Consider the following 19084-nt stretch of genomic DNA (forward strand, 5'->3'; position numbering starts at 1 on the left):
ACAATTTCGACTAGAATTTATACCAGAATTCGCTGGTCGAACCCGTGCACTTTTTTAGAATACGCTGTTATTAGACTATCCGAACCTTTGGGAGTACACACAATGCAAGAGAACTACAAAATTCTGGTCGTGGATGACGACATGCGCCTGCGTGCGCTGCTGGAACGTTATCTGACCGAGCAGGGCTTCCAGGTTCGTAGCGTCGCGAACGCTGAGCAGATGGACCGCCTGCTGACCCGTGAATCCTTCCATCTGATGGTCCTCGACCTGATGCTGCCGGGCGAAGACGGGCTCTCTATCTGCCGTCGCCTGCGCAGCCAGAGCAACCCTATGCCAATCATTATGGTGACGGCGAAAGGGGAAGAGGTTGACCGTATCGTGGGCCTCGAAATTGGCGCTGACGACTACATTCCTAAACCGTTTAACCCGCGTGAACTGCTGGCGCGTATTCGTGCCGTGCTGCGCCGTCAGGCGAACGAACTGCCAGGCGCACCGTCGCAGGAAGAAGCGGTGATTGCGTTCGGGAAGTTCAAGCTGAACCTCGGTACGCGTGAGATGTTCCGTGAAGACGAGCCAATGCCGCTCACCAGCGGTGAGTTCGCGGTACTGAAAGCGCTGGTCAGCCACCCGCGTGAGCCGCTCTCCCGTGACAAGCTGATGAACCTGGCGCGCGGCCGTGAATACTCGGCAATGGAACGTTCTATCGACGTGCAGATCTCTCGTCTGCGCCGCATGGTGGAAGAAGATCCGGCGCATCCTCGTTATATTCAGACCGTATGGGGTCTGGGCTACGTGTTCGTCCCGGACGGCGCTAAAGCATGAGGCGAATGCGCTTCTCACCGCGAAGCTCGTTTGCCCGTACCCTGCTTTTGATTGTCACCTTGCTGTTTGTCAGCCTGGTGACAACCTACCTGGTGGTGCTGAACTTTGCGATCCTGCCGAGCCTTCAGCAGTTTAATAAGGTCCTGGCGTACGAAGTGCGTATGCTGATGACCGATAAACTGCAGCTGGAGGACGGCACGCAGTTAGTGGTTCCTCCGGCGTTTCGCCGTGAAATCTACCGTGAACTGGGCATTTCGCTCTATTCGAATGAAGCGGCGGAAGACGCGGGTCTGCGCTGGGCGCAGCACTATGAATTCCTCAGCCAGCAGATGGCGCAGCAGCTGGGTGGCCCGACGGAGGTGCGTGTTGAGGTCAACAAAAGCTCGCCGGTCGTCTGGCTGAAAACCTGGCTGTCGCCCAATATCTGGGTGCGCGTTCCGCTGACAGAAATCCACCAGGGCGACTTCTCGCCGCTGTTCCGCTACACCCTTGCCATCATGCTGCTGGCGATAGGCGGCGCGTGGCTGTTTATCCGTATACAGAACCGACCGCTGGTCGACCTGGAACACGCTGCGCTCCAGGTCGGTAAAGGGATCATTCCGCCGCCGCTGCGTGAATATGGCGCATCGGAGGTGCGTTCGGTGACGCGCGCGTTTAATCATATGGCGGCTGGCGTCAAACAGCTGGCGGATGACCGTACGCTGCTGATGGCGGGCGTCAGCCATGATCTGCGTACGCCACTCACGCGTATCCGACTGGCGACGGAGATGATGGGCGAAGAGGACGGTTATCTCGCCGAGTCCATCAACAAGGATATCGAAGAGTGTAACGCCATCATTGAGCAGTTCATTGACTACCTGCGTACCGGGCAGGAGATGCCGATGGAGATGGCTGACCTGAACGCGGTGCTGGGCGAAGTGGTGGCGGCTGAAAGCGGCTACGAGCGTGAGATTGATACCGACCTTCAGGCCGGTGAAATTCAGGTTCGTATGCACCCGCTCTCCATCAAGCGCGCGGTGGCAAACATGGTGGTGAATGCGGCCCGCTACGGTAATGGCTGGATTAAAGTCAGCAGCGGATCGGAACTCAACCGCGCCTGGTTCCAGGTGGAAGATGACGGTCCGGGTATCAAGCCCGAGCAGCGTAAGCATCTGTTCCAGCCGTTTGTGCGCGGCGACAGCGCGCGCAGCACCAGCGGAACCGGTTTAGGCCTGGCGATTGTGCAGCGTATTGTTGATAACCATAACGGGTTGCTGGAGATTGGTACCAGCGAGCGGGGTGGGTTGAGCATTCGCGCCTGGTTGCCGGTGCCGGTGACGCGGGGGCAGGTGAAAGAGGGGTAATCGGGGTGCGGCCTGATGCCCTCACCCCGGCCCTCTCCCACGGGGAGAGGGAGAAACCATTAAAAAAGGCAACTTTCGTTGCCTTTTTGCTTTTACCTACAGCTTCGGTCCCGCACTCACCAGCGCTTCACCCGCCGGGGTATCGGTATACTTCTCGAAGTTCTCAATAAACAGCTTCGCCAGCGTTTCCGCTTTCTCACGCCACTGTTCCGGGGATCCGTAGGTGTTACGCGGGTCAAGGATATGCGTATCCACGCCCGGCAGCGCCGTTGGAATAGCCAGATCAAACATCGGCAGGGTGAAGGTTTCAGCGTTATCCAGAGAACCATCCAGAATGGCGTCGATAATGGCGCGGGTATCTTTGATGGAGATACGCTTGCCGGTACCGTTCCAGCCGGTGTTAACCAGGTACGCCTGCGCCCCGGAGGCCTGCATGCGTTTTACCAGCACTTCTGCGTACTGCGTCGGGTGCAGCGACAGGAAGGCCGCGCCGAAGCAGGCGGAGAACGTTGGGGTTGGCTCCGTCACGCCCCGCTCGGTGCCCGCCAGTTTGGCGGTAAAACCGGAGAGGAAATGATACTGCGTCTGGCTGGCGGTCAGGCGGGAAACCGGCGGCAGCACGCCGAACGCATCCGCCGTCAGGAAAATCACCTTCGTCGCATGACCCGCTTTCGACACCGGCTTCACAATGTTGTCGATGTGGTAGATCGGGTAGGAAACGCGGGTGTTTTCGGTTTTGGATGCGTCGTCGAAGTCGATAGAGCCGTCGGCACGTACGGTGACGTTTTCCAGCAGCGCATCGCGGCGGATGGCATGGAAGATATCCGGTTCAGCTTCTTCAGACAGACGAATGGTCTTCGCGTAGCAACCGCCTTCGAAGTTAAACACGCCGTCGTCATCCCAGCCGTGCTCGTCATCCCCAATCAGACGACGTTTTGGATCGGTAGACAGGGTGGTTTTACCGGTGCCGGACAGGCCGAAGAACACCGCCACATCCCCTTTTTCACCGACGTTCGCTGAGCAGTGCATAGAGGCGATACCGCGCAGCGGCAGCAGGTAGTTCATGACCGAGAACATGCCTTTCTTCATCTCGCCGCCGTACCAGGTACCGCCAATCAGCTGGATACGCTCGGTCAGGTTAAAGGCGATAAAGTTCTCGGAGTTCAGGCCCTGCTCTTGCCACTGTGGGTTGGTGCATTTGGCACCGTTCATCACGATGAAATCGGGTTTGAACGTCTGCAGCTCTTCGTCGGTTGGACGAATAAACATGTTTTTCACGAAATGCGCCTGCCAGGCCACTTCGGTGATAAAACGCACGGAAAGACGGGTGTCGGCGTTAGCGCCGCAGAAAGCGTCAACAATGAACAGACGCTTGCCGGAAAGTTGTTGGGTGACGAGCCCTTTCAGATGCTGCCAGGTTTCTGGGGAGAGCGGTTTGTTATCGTTCTTCCCTTTGCCTTTGTCAGCCCACCACAGCGTATCGCGGGTGGTTTCGTCTCGGACGATATACTTATCTTTCGGCGAACGACCGGTAAAGATACCGGTATCGACGGCGATAGCACCAAGGTTAGTCAACACACCTCGCTCGTATCCTTCCAGTGCTGGATTGAGCTCTTCCTGATACAGCGTATCGTAATCGGGGTTGTAGACGATTTCCTGGACGTCGTGAATACCATAAGCCTTGAGATCTTGCGGGGTTAAACCAGTAACACGCATATCACTGCTCCTTAGCCAATATGTACTGCCTGAAATTGTAGGGTTTTTCTGAGGTTGTTAACCGCGACGGGGCTCATAGATTTACGTATCTGGTCAAAACCCTTACTAACGGAAAACGCTGCGACTCCAGTCACAGGGCAGGCGGATTATCGCAGGAATCGCTTTTTTGTTGGGGAAAATGTTCCGAAAAGGTTAATGGCTGGTGATTTTATCGGAAAGAATGTGAATGTAATCGCATACACGTAGGAAAATTACGTAAGGGTTACAGTATGAAAACGATTCATGTCGTCCGCGGATTGATGAAACAATACGCTTTTCTGGAAAAGGGATGAGAGATGGAAAACAGTGAAACGTTATCCCCTTCAACGCGCCTGGCCATCGTGCTGGTGGGCGCTTTACAGGGGCTGATTTGCTACGGGATCAGCGAGTACATCGCGTATGCGAAATTGCCATCCGATACGGTGTGGTCTTTGTGCGTGATGCCTGCAACGGTGGCGATGACCGCCACTGTCGCGCTTTCCGTGACGTCATTCAGAAAACCGTTATTCTGGCTGGCGCTCGTGATCGTTGGCGCTGTTGTCGCCGGTATGGGGGCCTGGCTTAAGTGGAGTGTGTCCGGGCTTGAACACTGGCAAATTAAAGAGGCCGTGCTCGTCTGGGGCTTTCATCTTCTGTTGATGATGCTATTGATGTTGCCATGGCTGCAAAGGCGTCTGTCGCCTGCGACGACGGCCTCGTTCTACAGTGATTTTTACGATAAGCACTGGCACAACGCGCTGACTATACTCACTATTTTTATCTCCAACGGCCTCTTCTGGCTGGTGCTTTTCCTCTGGGCTGAACTCTTCAAACTCATTGGCATTCAGTTTTTTGATCGCCTTTTCTTCCAGTCTGACTGGTTTATTTCAGTGGCGATTGGCGTGGTTTCTGCCAGTGTCGCCGTGCTGGCGCGTATGCAGGTGCGCTTGATGCGCGCATTACAGAACCTGCTTACCCTGATCGCCACCGGCCTGTTGCCTCTGATGGCGGCCTTAGCCCTGCTGTTTATTGGCGCATTGCCCGTGATGGGCTTTGAGGCCATTTCCGCACGGATATCCGCGGCGGGCCTGCTGACCGCCTTAGCGCTACTGCTCCTTTTTCTGGTGACGATTGTCTGGCATCCGCAGCGTCAGACGCTACCTTACTATGCGCTTCTCAACGGGATGGTTCGTCTCGCCATCGCTATCGTTCCCGCCTATCCGGTGTTAGCAGGGTGGGCGTTATGGCTGCGCATTTCGCAATATGGCTGGTCGCCGGAGCGTCTGTATGGCGTGCTCATTACGCTGGTGGCGCTGGTCTGGGCGGTAGGATTTTGCATAAGCGTTGTCTTCTGTCGCCGCCAGGCACAAAAACTGCAGGCGTCCGTTATCCCGCTAACGGGGTTAGTTGCGCTTATTCTCCTGATCCTGATTCATACGCCGGTGCTTGATTCGTGGCGTATCAGCGTTGAAAGCCATATGTCCCGTTATCATGACGGGCGCATCAACGCGGATCAGGTCAGCCTGTATATGCTCAGCAACAGCGGGCGTAAGGGACGCGAGGCCATGCAGACGCTGCAATACGATCGGCAGTTTATGGCTGAGCCAAAGCGCCAGCGTGAGCTGTACGGCCTTCTCAGCGGAAACCGGGACGGAGCAGGGAAGATGACAGCCGGGATGCTTGAGAAGCAGTTCACACTCGCACCGGGTACGTCTCGCCCCGACAAGGGGTTATGGCAGGCGATGCTGAATAACCAGTACCGATTTGATTCCTGCAGCCGCGAGCGGAAAACCTGTTTACTGATGTCGCTGGATCTGAACGGCGACGGCAAGCCTGAAGCGGTGATTTATCAGTTTAGCGACCGCACGATTGTGGTATACACGCAAACCGGTACCGGCTGGAAGCTGGCAGGCGATACCTGGAAAATGCCTGATGGTTTATCACGGGAAGAGCTGGAACGCGCAGTGCAGCAGGGGAAGGTGAAACCCGTTGTGAAGCCGTGGGCAGATATTGAGATCTTCGGTGAACGCGTAGAGATAAACTACGATAATGCACTGGTGCGTTAACAAAACGGCTCCTTGTGGAGCCGTTGCTTTATGATCAGTGAACCTGCGGATCCGCCGGAGAGGCGTTGTTGCGGATTTCAGCGATATCCATCGAGTTGAACACATAGTGCGTACCGCAGTAGTCACAGTGCATATCGATTTCACCGTCTTCAGCCATAATGCTGTCGATCTCTTCATCCGGCAGGGTTTTCAGTGCGCCAGCGCAGCGTTCACGTGAACAGGTACACTTAAACTCCACGGCTTGTGGATCGTAAACCGTCACCTCTTCTTCATGATACAGACGCCACAGCACATCGGTCGCCGACAGGTTGAACAGCTCTTCCGCCTTGATGGTTTCGGTTAGCGTCGCCAGGTGCTCAAAATCATTGGTCTGTGCATCCTGTGCAGGCAGAACCTGCAGCAGCATACCGCCTGCAGCGGGTTGCCCGTCTACTTCACCGGTACGGATGAACAGGCGAGTTGGCAGCTGTTCTGAACGCATGAAGTAATCTTCCAGGCAAGCGGCCAGGGTATCGCCTTCCAGACCGACCACGCCCTGATAGCGTTCACCTTCTTCCGGGGAGATGGTGATCACCAGGTAGCCATTCCCCACCAGCGTTTTCAGGTCGGCATTTTCAGGAACGTCGCCCTGAACGCGCGCGACGCCGCGCATCTGCTGCAGATTGTTACCGTTGATCACGGCCAGCGACATCGGGCCATCACCCTGCAGCTGCACGGTGATATCACCGGCAAACTTCAGCGTGGCGGTCAGCAGGCTGGTGGCAACCAGCAGTTCGCCCAACAGGGTTTTCACCGGCAGCGGGTAGTTGTGGTTTTCCAGAATCTGTTTCCAGGTTTCGGATACGGTGACCAGCTCGCCACGCACGGCGAATTGTTCAAACAGATAGCGGTGTAATTGGTCGTGTTGGGCCATAATAGTCTCTCGTGCAGGTGAGGGTTATTCAGTCTCACCGTGTTTAAATTTCATCAGATCGCGGCGCTCTTTTTTATCCGGTCGCCGGTCCGGGTGGGGCATGGTCAGCGCATTCATTTTGCGCGCCAGCGCGGTCTTTTCGCGCTTTTCAATGCTCTCAGCCGTCTCTTCATAAAGCTGTACGGCTTCAGATGCGGGCCGTCGTTGTTCGGTAATGGCTTTAATCACCACCGTTCGTTCATCGTTGCCCTGACGCAGCGTTAAGGTGGCATTCAGTTCAACCAGCTTACTCGGCTTGCTACGCTGGCCGTTGTAATGCACCTTTCCGCCGTCGATCATCTCGCGGGCAAGGGCGCGCGTTTTATAAAAACGGGCTGCCCACAGCCATTTATCCAGTCTTACCCCATCTGAGGGTTTTTCTTTCATGGCGTCTCCTTCACGGTCAGTGAGGGGATCATCTGACGATAGTCACCCAGCCCCGGATGCCGCAGATAGCTTTTGTCCGCCAGACCGGAGTCAGGATTGGTCACGCCCAGGCAGTAGCGAATGCCAAACGCCGCGGCGGAATCCAGAATGGGCTCGTTGTCATCAATGAACAGCGTGCGTTCCGGCTGTAAACCGGTCTCTTCCTTCACCGCATGCCACAACCGCTGATCCTCTTTCGGATAACCAAATGTGTGGGTGGAAAGTAATAAATCAAGGTGTGACGCAAGACCCGTATGTTCCAGCTTCACGGCCAGATTATGCGGATGGGCGTTGGTCAGCAAAATACGGCGCTTGCCGCTTGCTTTCAGCGCATCCAGGAAGGGCACGGTGTCCTCACGCAGTACGGCGCGCGGGCCCTGGGCGGTGGTCATGGCACAAATATCCAAACCGAGTCGTTCGCTCCAGTAGTCCAGACAGTACCAGTTTAGCGTATGTTGCACCGCGCTATATTGCGAACGAATGAATTCCTGCGCTTCTGCCGGGGAGATACCCTGCTGTTCGCCATAGGTCTCCGGGACCAGCTTTTGCCAGAAGTAATTATCGAAGGCGAGATCGAGCAGCGTGCCGTCCATATCCAGCAGGACGGTATCAACCTCCTGCCAGGCGATATCAAGATGCATAGGGGAACTCCAGCCAGAAGAAACGTGCGCGACAGGGTAGCACAACTTGTCGCGCAGCGATGTTATCCGATCAGGCTCTCAGAGGAGGGGACCAGCTTAGGATTAAGGCAATTTTCGTAGTATTGCTGGATCTCAGCAAGCCGGGTGCGCGAACGCTGGTAACGGCGCAGGGCCATGATGCCGTTCCAGAAAATAGACACCAGCATGGCGATCATCAGCAGTGATGTACCGATATAACGCCATAAACCCGCGCTGTCAGGCATCCGGTGCAGGCCGATATGGCGCGTACCGTTGGCATCGGTAAAGATACTGGTCACAATCCCTTCGGCACTGAACGGCGTTTGCATCAGCATCTGCGCCAGGCGCTGGAACTGCCCCCATTGTTCCTGAGCCGGGTAGTCGTACAGGGCAATCTGCGGATAAGGCTGATCGACCAGGTCGCTGCCTTCATCGCTGACAATCACAAAGCCGCCAGGCGCCGGGCTATTCAGCGCCTGGGCCGCACGGGTGGTTTCACGCATCACAAACGGCGCGGTAGAGGTCGCCACCAGGTTATCCAGCGATTCGGCACTCACCGGGCGCAGCAGCACGTTCACCCCGTCCAGACGACCCGCTTCGGCGCGCTTCACCAGCGAGTCCCAGTCTTTGCTGTTACCCAGGTTCACGAGCGCATTTTTAAGGCGAACGCATTCATCCTGTGCAGAACATAAATCCTGCGTTTTCAATACGATTTCGCCAAAGTCATCCAGCAGTACCATCCCGGATTTCTGAATGGCAGAACGCAGGGCAGGGCTGACGCGTGAATCATCATCGGTTTTCGGGTGCAGCTGGCGGTTGAGCGTCTGGGTGAGCGCAGTGGCTTTATTGACGACATCCGATTCTGGCAGCGGCAACGGCGGCGCATCGTTCCAGACGATTTGCGAGCAGTCGAACGGCATGAACGGCGAGTTCTGACGGGTATTCCAGGCCCCTGGGGTGTGGATGTTACACATCCCGGTCCCCTTCAGACGGAGCGTATCACCCACCCGCACGCCAGCGTCATCCAGCTGCTTAACGCTGGTGGCTTCTACGGTTTGTGCCCCTTTGATCCACGACAGGGTGAATTTGATGGGCATATCCAGCGGCACGAACAGCAGCAACAGAGCAAAGACCAGCGCTGCGCCCCCGGCGATAACCGTACTGCGTAGCCAGTGCTGAAGCGGGAAGTTTTTCACTTCATCGTGCAGGGAGAGGAAGCGCCCCTGACGCACAACATGGCGGTCAAGGTAGATATCAATATCGGTTTTATGCCCCAAATCCTGTGCAATCCATGGCTGCCAGTGGCGCGGATAGATAAGGTCAATAATCCCGAGGGAGATATTGTTGATATGTTCCTGATCGTTCTCACCGAACAGGCCCCAGCGCTTAGGGGTGCCGCGCAGGCAGTGAATTTCACGCAAAGAGGTTTTGGCCGGAGGCGCAAAAAGCCCCCACAGCCCGGCGGCTAACAGTAGCAGCGCACCGCCCGCGAGCCATGGGACAAACACATCCGGCGTCAGCAGACAGAAGAAAAAGAGCAGGAAGGCGGCCACAATCAGGACCGCCTCGCGAATGCCATCCGGACGACTCAGGGCGTGCTCTTCATGCGTCTCCTGACGAATGTTCAGCAGTTCAATTTGCTCGGTCTCTTCACCGCGAATGGAGGCCTGCTTTGAACTCGCGCGTTCCAGCGCAAAGCGCGGTGCTTCATGAATGTATTCATTCAGCGTATGGCCGTTCAGGGAGATGACCAGCGGCAGCGAATCGGTATGGATAAGCTCAACGCTGTTTTCGTCATTAATGTACTGCTCCCAGGAGGGAGGCAGATGCACTTCAACGGAGTCGAGGTAGTAACGCCATTTATTGGGATCGTCAGTCGTGATGCCATAACGGGTGATGGAGCGCGTCACGCAGAGCACGGTGTCGCTTTGTGCGTTCAGATTGAGGGTGACAGGCGCAGCCGTAGCCCCCGTTGGCCCGGGCGTTAACTGGGAACGGTTGAGGGTTTCGAGATAGTTCTCAACAGCATCGCGCTCTTCTTGCGTGAGTTTACGCGTTGTGGCACCGGCAAAGGCCGTTAAAAAGGGCAGCCTGAAACGACGCTGTACGCGACGCCTGTATACCCACCCTGCAACTAAAGCGCCGGCCAGCATAGCAGCGAGAACGATCAAAATGGTGCTCATGCTTTCCCCATCTTACTTTATCTTCTTACAGGTGTAGTCAGTGCACCTTTAACAATGAATGAGAGTCTGTGGTTGGCTATCGGCAAGCATGGAGTCGAACTTGAGCATTCTGCAGCGCATCCCAGTGACCGATGATGATAGCAAAGCCTGTCATGGCGCGATATCAGCAAATTCCTGGAAACATTTCAACCTCTTGACATTTGTTTTGATTTGAGGATTGATTCCTGTCAGGTTGCACAAATGTAAATAAAGAACAATTGACATTGCCGAAACCGTGCGGCGTATCGCACAATAAAGTCAGTTCACACTTCAAAGACCCGTCAAGATGAGCAAACCACTACAAAAACCCACCATTCTGAGTGTTGAAACTGTCGCGAAATCCCGGCTGTTTAATGTCGAAAGTGTGGACCTGGAGTTCAGCAACGGCGTGCGTCGCGTTTATGAACGTATGCGCCCCTCATCGCGTGAAGCGGTGATGATCATCCCCATTGTTGATGACCATCTGATTTTGATCCGCGAGTATGCAGTGGGCACGGAATCTTATGAACTGGGTTTCTCGAAAGGGCTTATTGACCCGGGTGAAACGGTCTTTGAAGCAGCAAACCGCGAGCTGAAAGAAGAGGTTGGGTTTGGCGCGAAAGAGCTGTCGTTCCTGAAAAAGCTGAGCATGGCTCCCTCCTATTTTTCCAGCAAAATGAACATTGTGGTGGCTGAAGATCTCTACCCTGAATCGCTGGAAGGTGACGAGCCGGAGCCGCTGCCCCAGGTTCGCTGGCCACTGGCGCACCTGATGGATTTGCTGGAAGATCCTGACTTCAATGAGGCGCGTAACGTGAGCGCGCTGTTCCTGGTGCGGGAATGGCTGAAGGGGCAGGGGCGGCTGTAGTGGCCTGATGCCCCAACCCTCTCCCACGGGAGAGGGAGCAAACACAAAAACGGCAACCCGAGGTTGCCGTTTTGCTTTGTTGTCAGAACAGCTCGTGCGTCTCGCCGTTATCAATAATCTCTGTACCCACCTCATGCACCGCCTGCGTGGTTGGCTGCGTACCTTCGATGAAATACTCCTCACGGCTATTGCCACCGTTGGCTAACTGCCCGGTGCTGCGGTCGATATTGACCGTGACCACGCCCGGCGGTGGCGTCAGCGGCTGCTCCGGCACGCCCTCAAGAACGGATTTCATATAGGCATCCCAGGCCGGTTGCGCACTTTTGGCCCCGCCTTCGTAGCCGGAAATCTGATCTTTAATCGCGCCAGACGCCGTGGTGCGGCCTAAATCGCGGCGGTGATCGTCAAAGCCGATCCAGACCGAGGTCACCACGCCCGGGCCGTAGCCGGAGAACCAGGCATCTTTCGAGCTGTTGGTGGTCCCGGTTTTACCGCCGATATCGTGGCGCTGTAAATCACGCCCGGCACGCCAGCCGGTACCCTGCCAGCCCGGTTCACCGAAGATGTTGGTATTCAACGCGCTCTTGATCAGGAATGACAGCGGGGTGTTGATCACATGCGGGGCATACTCCTGCGCACCGCTCTGCGCCACCAGCGCCTGGTTTGCCTGTTCCAGCTGTGGCTGCGGCACCACGCCGTTCGGCTGCTCCTGCGACACGGCGACATCTTCCATGTCCTTGTTTTCAAGCACGTCAGACTTCGGCGTATTGCCGTAAATCACCGGAATATCGCACTCCGCACAGGCAATTTTCGGTTTCGCTTCGAACAGCACACCGCCCTGGTCGTTTTCGATTTTACTGATGAAGTACGGGTCGATCAGGAAGCCGCCGTTGGCCATGACCGAATACCCCCGCGCCACCTGCAGCGGCGTGAACGATGCCGAGCCTAACGCCAGCGATTCGGTGCGCACGATGTTCTGTGCCGGGAAGCCAAAACGTTGCAGATACTCTGCCGCGTAATCGACGCCCATCGCACGCATTGCACGCACCATCACCACGTTTTTCGACTGACCCAGCCCCTGACGAAGGCGAATAGGGCCTGCGTATTCCGCCGGCGAGTTCTTCGGCTGCCAGTCGGAACCGGCACCGGCATCCCAGCGAGAGATCGGCACGTCATTGAGGATACTGGCAAGCGTTAAGCCTTTATCCATCGCCGCCGTGTAGAGGAACGGTTTGATATTCGAACCGACCTGACGCAGCGCCTGCGTCGCGCGGTTGAATTTGCTCTGGTTGAAATCAAACCCACCCACCAGCGCCAGCACGGCACCGTTTTGCGGGTTAATGGAGACCAGCGCGGAGTTGACGTCTGGCACCTGCGCCAGCCACCAGGCATCGCCCACCTGACGCACCCAGATTTGTTGTCCGGTTTGTACGACATCGGTAACTTTGCGTGGTGTTGGTCCCTGTAAGGTGTCAGAGCGGTACGGACGCGCCCAGCGGATCCCGTCCATACGCAAGGAGACTGAGGTGCCATCCGCAAGCGTTGCTACGGCTTCCTGAGGCGTGGCCTGCGTCACCACCGCAGGCAGCAGCGGGCCGTAGGTAGGCAGCGCTTTCAGCGTACTGGTGATTTTTTTACTGTCCCAGGCGCTTTCGCCCACCTTCCACAGCACGTTGGACGGGCCGCGATAGCCGTGACGCATATCGTAGTCCATCACGTTATTTCTCACCGCATCCTGTGCTGCCTGCTGCCCTTTACGGGTAACCGTGGTGTATACGCGATAACCATCTTCATAGGCCTTATCCCCATAACGGCTGACCATTTCCTGGCGAACCATTTCGGTCAGATACGGGGCAGAGAAGGCGATCTCCGGCGCATGGTAGTTGGCGTCGATGACATCGTTGCGTGCCTGCTCATATTCACTCTGGCTGATGTAGCCTTCGCTCAGCATACGTGACAGAACGACATTGCGACGTGCGGTGGCGCGATCGAGCGAGTAGAGCGGGTTAAACGTGGACGGGGCTTTAGGCAGGCCGGCAATGGTCGCCATTTCGCTTAAGGTCAGTTGCTCCACGGGCTTGCCGAAGTACACCTGTGCCGCAGCACCCACGCCATAGGCGCGATAACCGAGATAGATCTTGTTGAGGTAAAGCTCAAGGATTTCGTCTTTACTCAGCAACTGCTCAATGCGGATCGCGAGGAACACCTCTTTTATCTTACGGATCAGCGTCTTTTCAGGGCTGAGGAAGAAGTTACGCGCCAGTTGCTGCGTAATGGTACTTGCCCCCTGAGAGGCATGCCCGGAGAACAGCGCAACGCTTGCGGCACGGAAAATCCCCACCGGGTCAACGCCGTGGTGCTCGTAAAAACGGCTGTCCTCTGTGGCGATGAAGGCCTTCACCATCACAGGGGGAATTTGGTTTAAGGTCAGCGGGATACGGCGTTTTTCGCCGTACTGCGCCATCAGCTCGCCGTCGGCGCTGTAGACCTGCATTGGGATCTGGAGCCGCACATCACGAAGCGTAGCGACATCAGGTAGCTGCGGCTCAATATATTTGTACAAACCATAAATCGAGCCTGCTCCCAGCAGAATGCAACACACTGCAAGGATTAATAAATACTTTACGAACTTCACCGGAGATTTCCCATCTGGTTTCACTTGGGCAGTTTCTAAACAATCGCGCGGTAGTATAAAGGCAAGCCTGATTCATTGATATAGCCGTCACGGCGACGGGCGATAAGGAGATCGTGAAGCATGGCTTTCAAAACATGGCAAACGGGCGTTCATATTCAACAAGATAGGGTGCTGATTGTCGCGCTGGTTCGTGAGCGTCTCAGCTGGTGTCTGCGCCGCTGGTGGGCGATACCGCTGACGGAAGGCATCATCCTCGACGGGAAAATTTGTCAGCCAGAACAATTGCTTGACGCATTACGTGGCTGGCGGCGTACGTTGCCGCATCAGCACCGGGTGTTCCTCTCATTTCCGGCGGCGCGTACCCTGCAAAGATCGTTACCCCGCCCGGCTATCACCCTGCGCGACAGCGAACAGCTCTCCTGGCTAGGGGCTGCGCTCTCGCGTGAGCTGGAGATGTCCCCTGATGCGCTGTGCTTCGATTACGCACAGGACACGTTCAGCAACACATTTCATGTCACCGCTGCGCAAAACAAAGAGGTTGAAACACTACTGACGCTCGCGAAAACGCTGCATTTACGGCTGGTGATGATTACTCCGGATGCCAGCGCGCTGGCAAATTTTCTTCCTGCGGTGGCACCGGCGCAGTGTGTCGCGTGGCGAGACGAACATCAGTGGTTGTGGGCAATGCGCCACCAGTGGGGGCGCCGCTTCGCTACCGAGGCCAAAAGCGTGGCTGAACTGGCGGCACTGCTGGCTCTCGCGCCGGACGATATCGCGCTCTTTGATAGCCAGCGCGACCCGTGGGAGATCGTCTCTCGCTGTCAGCCCCCGCTGCCGGAGTGCGGTGCCGATTATACCATCGCGCTGGCGCTGGCCATGAGCGAGGTGCCTGAATGAGCATGACCAATCTTCTTCCGTGGCGACAGCAACGACGCGCGCGCCGCGTGCGTTTCTGGGGAGGGCTGTCTGCGGCCACCTGTATTCTGACGCTGGCAACGGTCTTCAGTCTGAGCATGCACGCCCACCTGAAACTGCACGCCCTGCAGGCTGAACTGGCGGGCATGCAGACCGTGCAGCGCGCGCTGTCTTCTCGTCTACCTCTTGCCACACCGGCTCCCACGCGCCAGCCACAGCGTATGGCGTGGCACCCGGTGCTGGCGTCACTCTCCGATGCCATTCCGGCGCAGGCCTGGTTCACTGAGCTTCGTTACCAACCGCCCTCTTTGATGATTAACGGCTATGCCTCAGCACTGCCCGCCCTGTCGGCAATGGGTGATGCTCTGCGACAAATAGCGGGTTTTACCCCAGGGTCAGCAGGAGAGATACGGCAGGATAATCACGGGCGCTGGATGTTCACTTTTCAGCTCACAGGCCAGGGGTAACGTGTGAACAGAATATTTGAACGCTGGTGTGAGAGCCGTCGCCGGTACCGGCTCCTGTGCGGTGGGCTGGGCGTTGCCTTGTTGTGGGGAACCGCATGGGGCCTGTTCCTGAGGCCGCTTAATTCACAGCTTGCTGCGCTTCAGAAGCAAATGGCCGACGCCGTACAGCACCATGCGACGCTCTGGCCTGTCGCCAGCAACGCGCCGCGCCGGACACCTGAGCCTGACGCACGCCCGGTGGTGCGCTTTTCCCCGCTGGATTTTCAGACTGATGGCGCAACGCTGGTGCACTGGAACCCCCTTCCGGGCGGTGGAGAGCTGGCGCTGGATGCCGAGTGGCCAGCAATCCTGACGGCTTTCGCCCGGCTGGCGCAGCAAGATGTCCGGATTGCCGCCTTTACGCTTGCGCCTCAGGGCGCGGCGTTACGTCTGCGAGTGCAACTGGAGCTAGACCATGCGAAATAGCCTGCGCTACCTGCTGGTTTGCTCAGTGCTGTTACTCACCGGGATGCGCGATCCGTTTCATCCGCCCGACGATCCCTGTGCCGTTGGCGAGCTGACGCAGTGGCACTATCGCGGCATGGTCGGCGGGGTTGGCCTGTTGCAGGACGGGAAACAGCGCTGGTATCGCCTGCACTTAGAGGAACGTTTACCGGCGGGCTGGCGGGTCAGCGCAATGAATGAGACGCAACTCGTCGTAGACGTGGGTGAAACCTGTGAGCCAGCGCAATGGACGTGGCAACGAGAAGGAACGAAAAAATATGAATTTAAGGATAACGCTGCTGTTACTGACGATCGTCACTCCGCTGGCCGCCGCACCGAAGCCGGTCACGCTGGTGGTGGATGACGTTCCTGTGGTTCAGGTCCTGCAGGCGCTGGTGGCGCAGGAGAATCGTAATCTGGTGGTGTCACCCGACGTAAGCGGCACATTATCGCTCAGTCTGACGCATGTTCCGTGGCGACAGGCCTTACAGACGGTGATCGCCAGCGCAGGGCTGGTTCTGCGCGAGGAGGGTGGCATTTTCTATGTCAATACGGCGGCCTGGCAGCGCGAACAGCAGGAGCGTAACGCACAGGACCGGGCCCGCAGGCAGCTTGAGGCTCCGCTGCTCTCGCAAAGCATTTCGTTTTCATACGCAGATGCCGGGGAGCTGCAAAACGCAGCGGAAAAACTGCTCAGTCCGAAGGGCAGTCTGTCTCTTGATAAACGCACCAACCGGCTGCTGGTCAGGGATAATAAAGCCGTACTGGAGACGCTACAGCGCTGGGCAACACAGATGGATATTCCCGTCGAGCAGGTCGAACTGGCGGCGCATATCGTCACCATCAACGAAAAAAGTCTGCGGGAGCTGGGGGTGAAATGGAATCTTGCCGAGGCCACTGAAGTGGGCAAGGTTGGGCAAATGCCAACCCTTGGCAGTGATTTGTCCGTGGCCAGCGCCACCAGCCATGTGGGGTTTAACATCGGGCGTATTAACGGCAGGCTGCTGGATCTGGAGCTGTCAGCACTGGAGCAAAAACAGCAGGTCGATATCATCGCCAGCCCACGACTGCTGGCCTCACATATGCAGCCGGCCAGTATCAAACAGGGCAGTGAGATCCCATACCAGGTCTCCAGCGGGGAGAGTGGGGCCACCTCTGTGGAGTTCAAAGAGGCGGTATTAGGTATGGAGGTCACCCCAGTGGTGCTACCGGGCGGGCGCGTGCGCATGAAATTACATATCAGTGAAAATATGCCGGGGCAGGTGTTGCAACAGGCTGATGGCGAAACGCTGGCTATCGACAAACAAGAAATAGAGACTCAGGTGGAGGTAAAAAGTGGAGAAACGCTGGCGCTGGGCGGTATTTTCTCGCAAAAGAATAAAACCGGGAGTGATAGCGTACCCGGGCTCGGTAAAATCCCCTGGCTTGGGCAGCTTTTTCGTCATGACGGTAAAGACAACGAACGGCGTGAATTAGTGGTGTTTATAACACCACGTCTGGTGGCTATTCACTGACGGGTAACGATCCCCGCAATGATTTTGCATTCAGTTTGTTGCAGATGTTTGACGTGGGGCATGAATTAGCATACAAGGAGTACCGATTTGAGTTGGACTGACGTCTTGTTGTCTTATGCGTCTGGTGCGGTGATTTAATCAGTTGCCAAACAAGCCGGAGTATTGAGATAATTTTTAGTCTGACTCTCGCTCTATTGCATATGAGGTTTCAGTTCATGTCCTGCTACGCCGGGTGTCTGCGAAGCGGGGATTACCATTAACGAATAGTCTTAGTAGTACCGAAAAAATGGCAGAGAAACGCAATATCTTTCTGGTTGGGCCTATGGGTGCCGGCAAAAGCACTATTGGGCGTCAGTTAGCTCAACAACTCAATATGGAATTTTACGATTCTGATCAAGAGATTGAGAAACGAACCGGAGCTGATGTGGGCTGGGTCTTCGATGTAGAAGGCGAAGAAGGTTTCCGTGACCGAGAAGAAAAAGTGATCAACGAACTCACGGAAAAACAGGGCATCGTGCTGGCGACCGGCGGCGGTTCTGTAAAATCTCGCGAAACCCGCAACCGTCTCTCCGCCCGTGGCGTAGTGGTCTATCTTGAGACGACCATTGAAAAACAGCTGGCACGTACGCAGCGCGATAAAAAGCGCCCGCTGCTGCAGGTTGAAACGCCACCACGCGAAGTTCTGGAAGCGTTGGCCGATGAACGCAATCCTCTGTACGAAGAGATTGCTGATGTGACCATTCGTACTGATGATCAGAGCGCTAAAGTGGTTGCAAACCAGATTATTCATATGCTGGAAAGCAACTGATTCTGGCTTTATATACACTCGCCTGCGGGTAAAAGCATTAAAGGTGGATGTCGCGTCATGGAGAGGATTACAGTTACTCTCGGGGAACGTAGTTACCCTATCACCATCGCGGCTGGTTTGTTTAACGACCCAGCTTCCTTTTTACCACTGAAAGCGGGTGATCAGGCGATGCTGGTCACCAATGAGACGCTGGCTCCGCTTTATCTTGACCGCGTTCGCCACCTGCTTGAGCAGGCGGGCGTGAAGGTCGACAGTGTAATTCTGCCTGATGGCGAGCAGTATAAAAGCCTGACGGTACTGGATACCGTCTTTACCGCATTGCTGCAAAAACCCCATGGTCGCGATACGACACTGCTTGCTCTCGGCGGCGGTGTTGTGGGCGATCTGACGGGCTTTGCGGCAGCAAGCTATCAACGTGGTGTCCGTTTTATTCAGATTCCGACCACCTTACTGTCTCAGGTCGACTCTTCCGTTGGCGGCAAAACCGCGGTCAACCATCCGCTCGGCAAAAACATGATTGGCGCGTTCTACCAGCCTGCTTCGGTGGTGGTGGATCTCGACTGTCTGAAAACCCTGCCAGCACGCGAACTGGCCTCTGGCCTGGCTGAAGTGATCAAATACGGCATTATTCTCGACGGCGAGTTCTTTAACTGGCTGGAAGAGAATATGGATGCGCTGCTGTGCCTGGATGAGGCTAAACTGGCATACTGCATTCGCCGTTGTTGTGAGCTGAAAGCAGAAGTTGTTGCAGCAGACGAGCGTGAAACGGGCTTACGTGCTTTACTGAATCTTGGGCATACGTTTGGCCACGCGATTGAAGCCGAAATGGGTTACGGAAACTGGCTCCACGGTGAAGCTGTCGCTGCTGGCATGGTGATGGCTGCCCGTACCTCCGAACGTCTGGGTCAGTTCAAACCGGAAGAGACGGCACGTATCATCGCACTGCTGGAACGTGCTGGCTTGCCGGTAACCGGGCCGCAGGAGATGTCGGCGCAAGCGTATTTACCCCACATGATGCGCGATAAAAAAGTATTGGCAGGTGAGATGCGTCTTGTACTCCCGCTTGCAATAGGGAAGAGTGAAGTGCGCGGCGGAGTGCCGCACGATGTCGTTCTTGGCGCTATCGCTGATTGTCAGCAGGCGTAACAACTAGAAAGGTCAGGCCACTGTTACCGGTGGTCGTTTAGCTTC

17 protein-coding genes are annotated in these 19084 nt (G+C 56.2%); 11 read left to right on the forward strand and 6 right to left on the reverse strand.

What is annotated here, in order from left to right; translation table 11 throughout:
- Positions 1-102 precede the first annotated feature (102 nt).
- A complete protein-coding gene (ompR, locus tag PUZ33_RS09010; protein WP_006177890.1) occupies positions 103-822 on the forward strand; it encodes an osmolarity response regulator transcription factor OmpR in 720 nt (239 codons plus the stop codon).
- On the forward strand, positions 819-2165 hold the full coding sequence (gene envZ / locus PUZ33_RS09015; RefSeq protein ID WP_029882169.1) for a two-component system sensor histidine kinase EnvZ: 1347 nt from the start codon (positions 819-821) through the stop codon (positions 2163-2165). Before ompR ends, envZ begins: the two co-directional genes overlap by 4 nt.
- Positions 2166-2261: 96 nt before the next feature.
- Here the strand turns inward: envZ and pckA are convergent, their stop codons facing one another.
- Positions 2262-3881 (reverse strand): phosphoenolpyruvate carboxykinase (ATP), encoded by a 1620-nt coding sequence (gene pckA / locus PUZ33_RS09020; RefSeq protein WP_014833557.1) that lies wholly within the window; start codon positions 3879-3881, stop codon positions 2262-2264.
- A gap of 335 nt (positions 3882-4216) precedes the next feature.
- On the opposite strand from pckA, the gene PUZ33_RS09025 reads away from it, so the two are divergent.
- Positions 4217-5965, forward strand: coding sequence for a DUF4153 domain-containing protein (locus PUZ33_RS09025; RefSeq protein WP_058680295.1), 1749 nt, complete (start codon positions 4217-4219; stop codon positions 5963-5965).
- A gap of 34 nt (positions 5966-5999) precedes the next feature.
- On the opposite strand, the gene hslO is transcribed toward PUZ33_RS09025, so the two are convergent.
- The 4 genes from hslO to PUZ33_RS09045 all read right to left on the reverse strand — a co-directional run bounded on the left by hslO (position 6000) and on the right by PUZ33_RS09045 (position 10185).
- Positions 6000-6878, reverse strand: a complete 879-nt coding sequence (hslO, locus tag PUZ33_RS09030; RefSeq protein WP_058680296.1) for an Hsp33 family molecular chaperone HslO — start codon at positions 6876-6878, stop codon at positions 6000-6002.
- A 24-nt stretch (positions 6879-6902) separates the two neighbouring features.
- Positions 6903-7304: a ribosome-associated heat shock protein Hsp15 gene (hslR, locus tag PUZ33_RS09035; protein WP_013099083.1), complete on the reverse strand. Its 402-nt coding sequence runs from the start codon at positions 7302-7304 to the stop codon at positions 6903-6905.
- The gene (gene yrfG, locus PUZ33_RS09040; protein ID WP_058680297.1) at positions 7301-7984 is read right to left on the reverse strand and encodes a GMP/IMP nucleotidase; all 684 of its coding nucleotides are present in this window, start codon (positions 7982-7984) and stop codon (positions 7301-7303) included. Before yrfG ends, hslR begins: the two co-directional genes overlap by 4 nt.
- A 62-nt stretch (positions 7985-8046) precedes the next feature.
- Positions 8047-10185 carry an intracellular growth attenuator family protein gene (locus PUZ33_RS09045; protein ID WP_013099081.1) on the reverse strand — a complete coding sequence of 713 codons (2139 nt, stop codon included), beginning with the start codon at positions 10183-10185 and terminating at the stop codon, positions 8047-8049.
- Positions 10186-10510: 325 nt separating this feature from the next.
- Between PUZ33_RS09045 and nudE the strand changes: the two genes are divergently transcribed.
- Positions 10511-11071, forward strand: coding sequence for an ADP compounds hydrolase NudE (nudE, locus tag PUZ33_RS09050; RefSeq protein WP_029882167.1), 561 nt, complete (start codon positions 10511-10513; stop codon positions 11069-11071).
- Positions 11072-11153: 82 nt separating this feature from the next.
- On the opposite strand, the gene mrcA is transcribed toward nudE, so the two are convergent.
- The gene (mrcA, locus tag PUZ33_RS09055) at positions 11154-13706 is read right to left on the reverse strand and encodes a peptidoglycan glycosyltransferase/peptidoglycan DD-transpeptidase MrcA (protein WP_013099079.1); all 2553 of its coding nucleotides are present in this window, start codon (positions 13704-13706) and stop codon (positions 11154-11156) included.
- A 120-nt stretch (positions 13707-13826) separates the two neighbouring features.
- On the opposite strand from mrcA, the gene PUZ33_RS09060 reads away from it, so the two are divergent.
- The 7 genes from PUZ33_RS09060 (at position 13827) to aroB (ending at position 19039) form a co-directional block, all read left to right on the forward strand.
- A complete protein-coding gene (locus tag PUZ33_RS09060; RefSeq protein WP_058680298.1) occupies positions 13827-14603 on the forward strand; it encodes a hypothetical protein in 777 nt (258 codons plus the stop codon).
- Positions 14600-15088 (forward strand): PilN domain-containing protein, encoded by a 489-nt coding sequence (locus PUZ33_RS09065; protein ID WP_013099077.1) that lies wholly within the window; start codon positions 14600-14602, stop codon positions 15086-15088. Before PUZ33_RS09060 ends, PUZ33_RS09065 begins: the two co-directional genes overlap by 4 nt.
- Positions 15089-15091: 3 nt before the next feature.
- Positions 15092-15553: a HofO family protein gene (locus tag PUZ33_RS09070; RefSeq protein ID WP_058680299.1), complete on the forward strand. Its 462-nt coding sequence runs from the start codon at positions 15092-15094 to the stop codon at positions 15551-15553.
- Positions 15543-15935, forward strand: coding sequence for a HofP DNA utilization family protein (locus tag PUZ33_RS09075; RefSeq protein WP_029882164.1), 393 nt, complete (start codon positions 15543-15545; stop codon positions 15933-15935). Before PUZ33_RS09070 ends, PUZ33_RS09075 begins: the two co-directional genes overlap by 11 nt.
- On the forward strand, positions 15850-17085 hold the full coding sequence (hofQ, locus tag PUZ33_RS09080; RefSeq protein ID WP_058680300.1) for a DNA uptake porin HofQ: 1236 nt from the start codon (positions 15850-15852) through the stop codon (positions 17083-17085). Before PUZ33_RS09075 ends, hofQ begins: the two co-directional genes overlap by 86 nt.
- A gap of 286 nt (positions 17086-17371) precedes the next feature.
- Entirely contained in the window at positions 17372-17893 is a 522-nt protein-coding gene (gene aroK, locus PUZ33_RS09085; RefSeq protein WP_003861630.1) for a shikimate kinase AroK, read from the forward strand.
- Positions 17894-17950: 57 nt separating this feature from the next.
- On the forward strand, positions 17951-19039 hold the full coding sequence (aroB, locus tag PUZ33_RS09090; RefSeq protein ID WP_058680301.1) for a 3-dehydroquinate synthase: 1089 nt from the start codon (positions 17951-17953) through the stop codon (positions 19037-19039).
- The last annotated feature ends 45 nt before the right edge of the window (positions 19040-19084 follow it).

It is taken from the genome of Enterobacter cloacae complex sp. 2022EL-00981 (assembly GCF_028737495.1).
In the GTDB taxonomy this organism is placed as follows: domain Bacteria; phylum Pseudomonadota; class Gammaproteobacteria; order Enterobacterales; family Enterobacteriaceae; genus Enterobacter; species Enterobacter cloacae.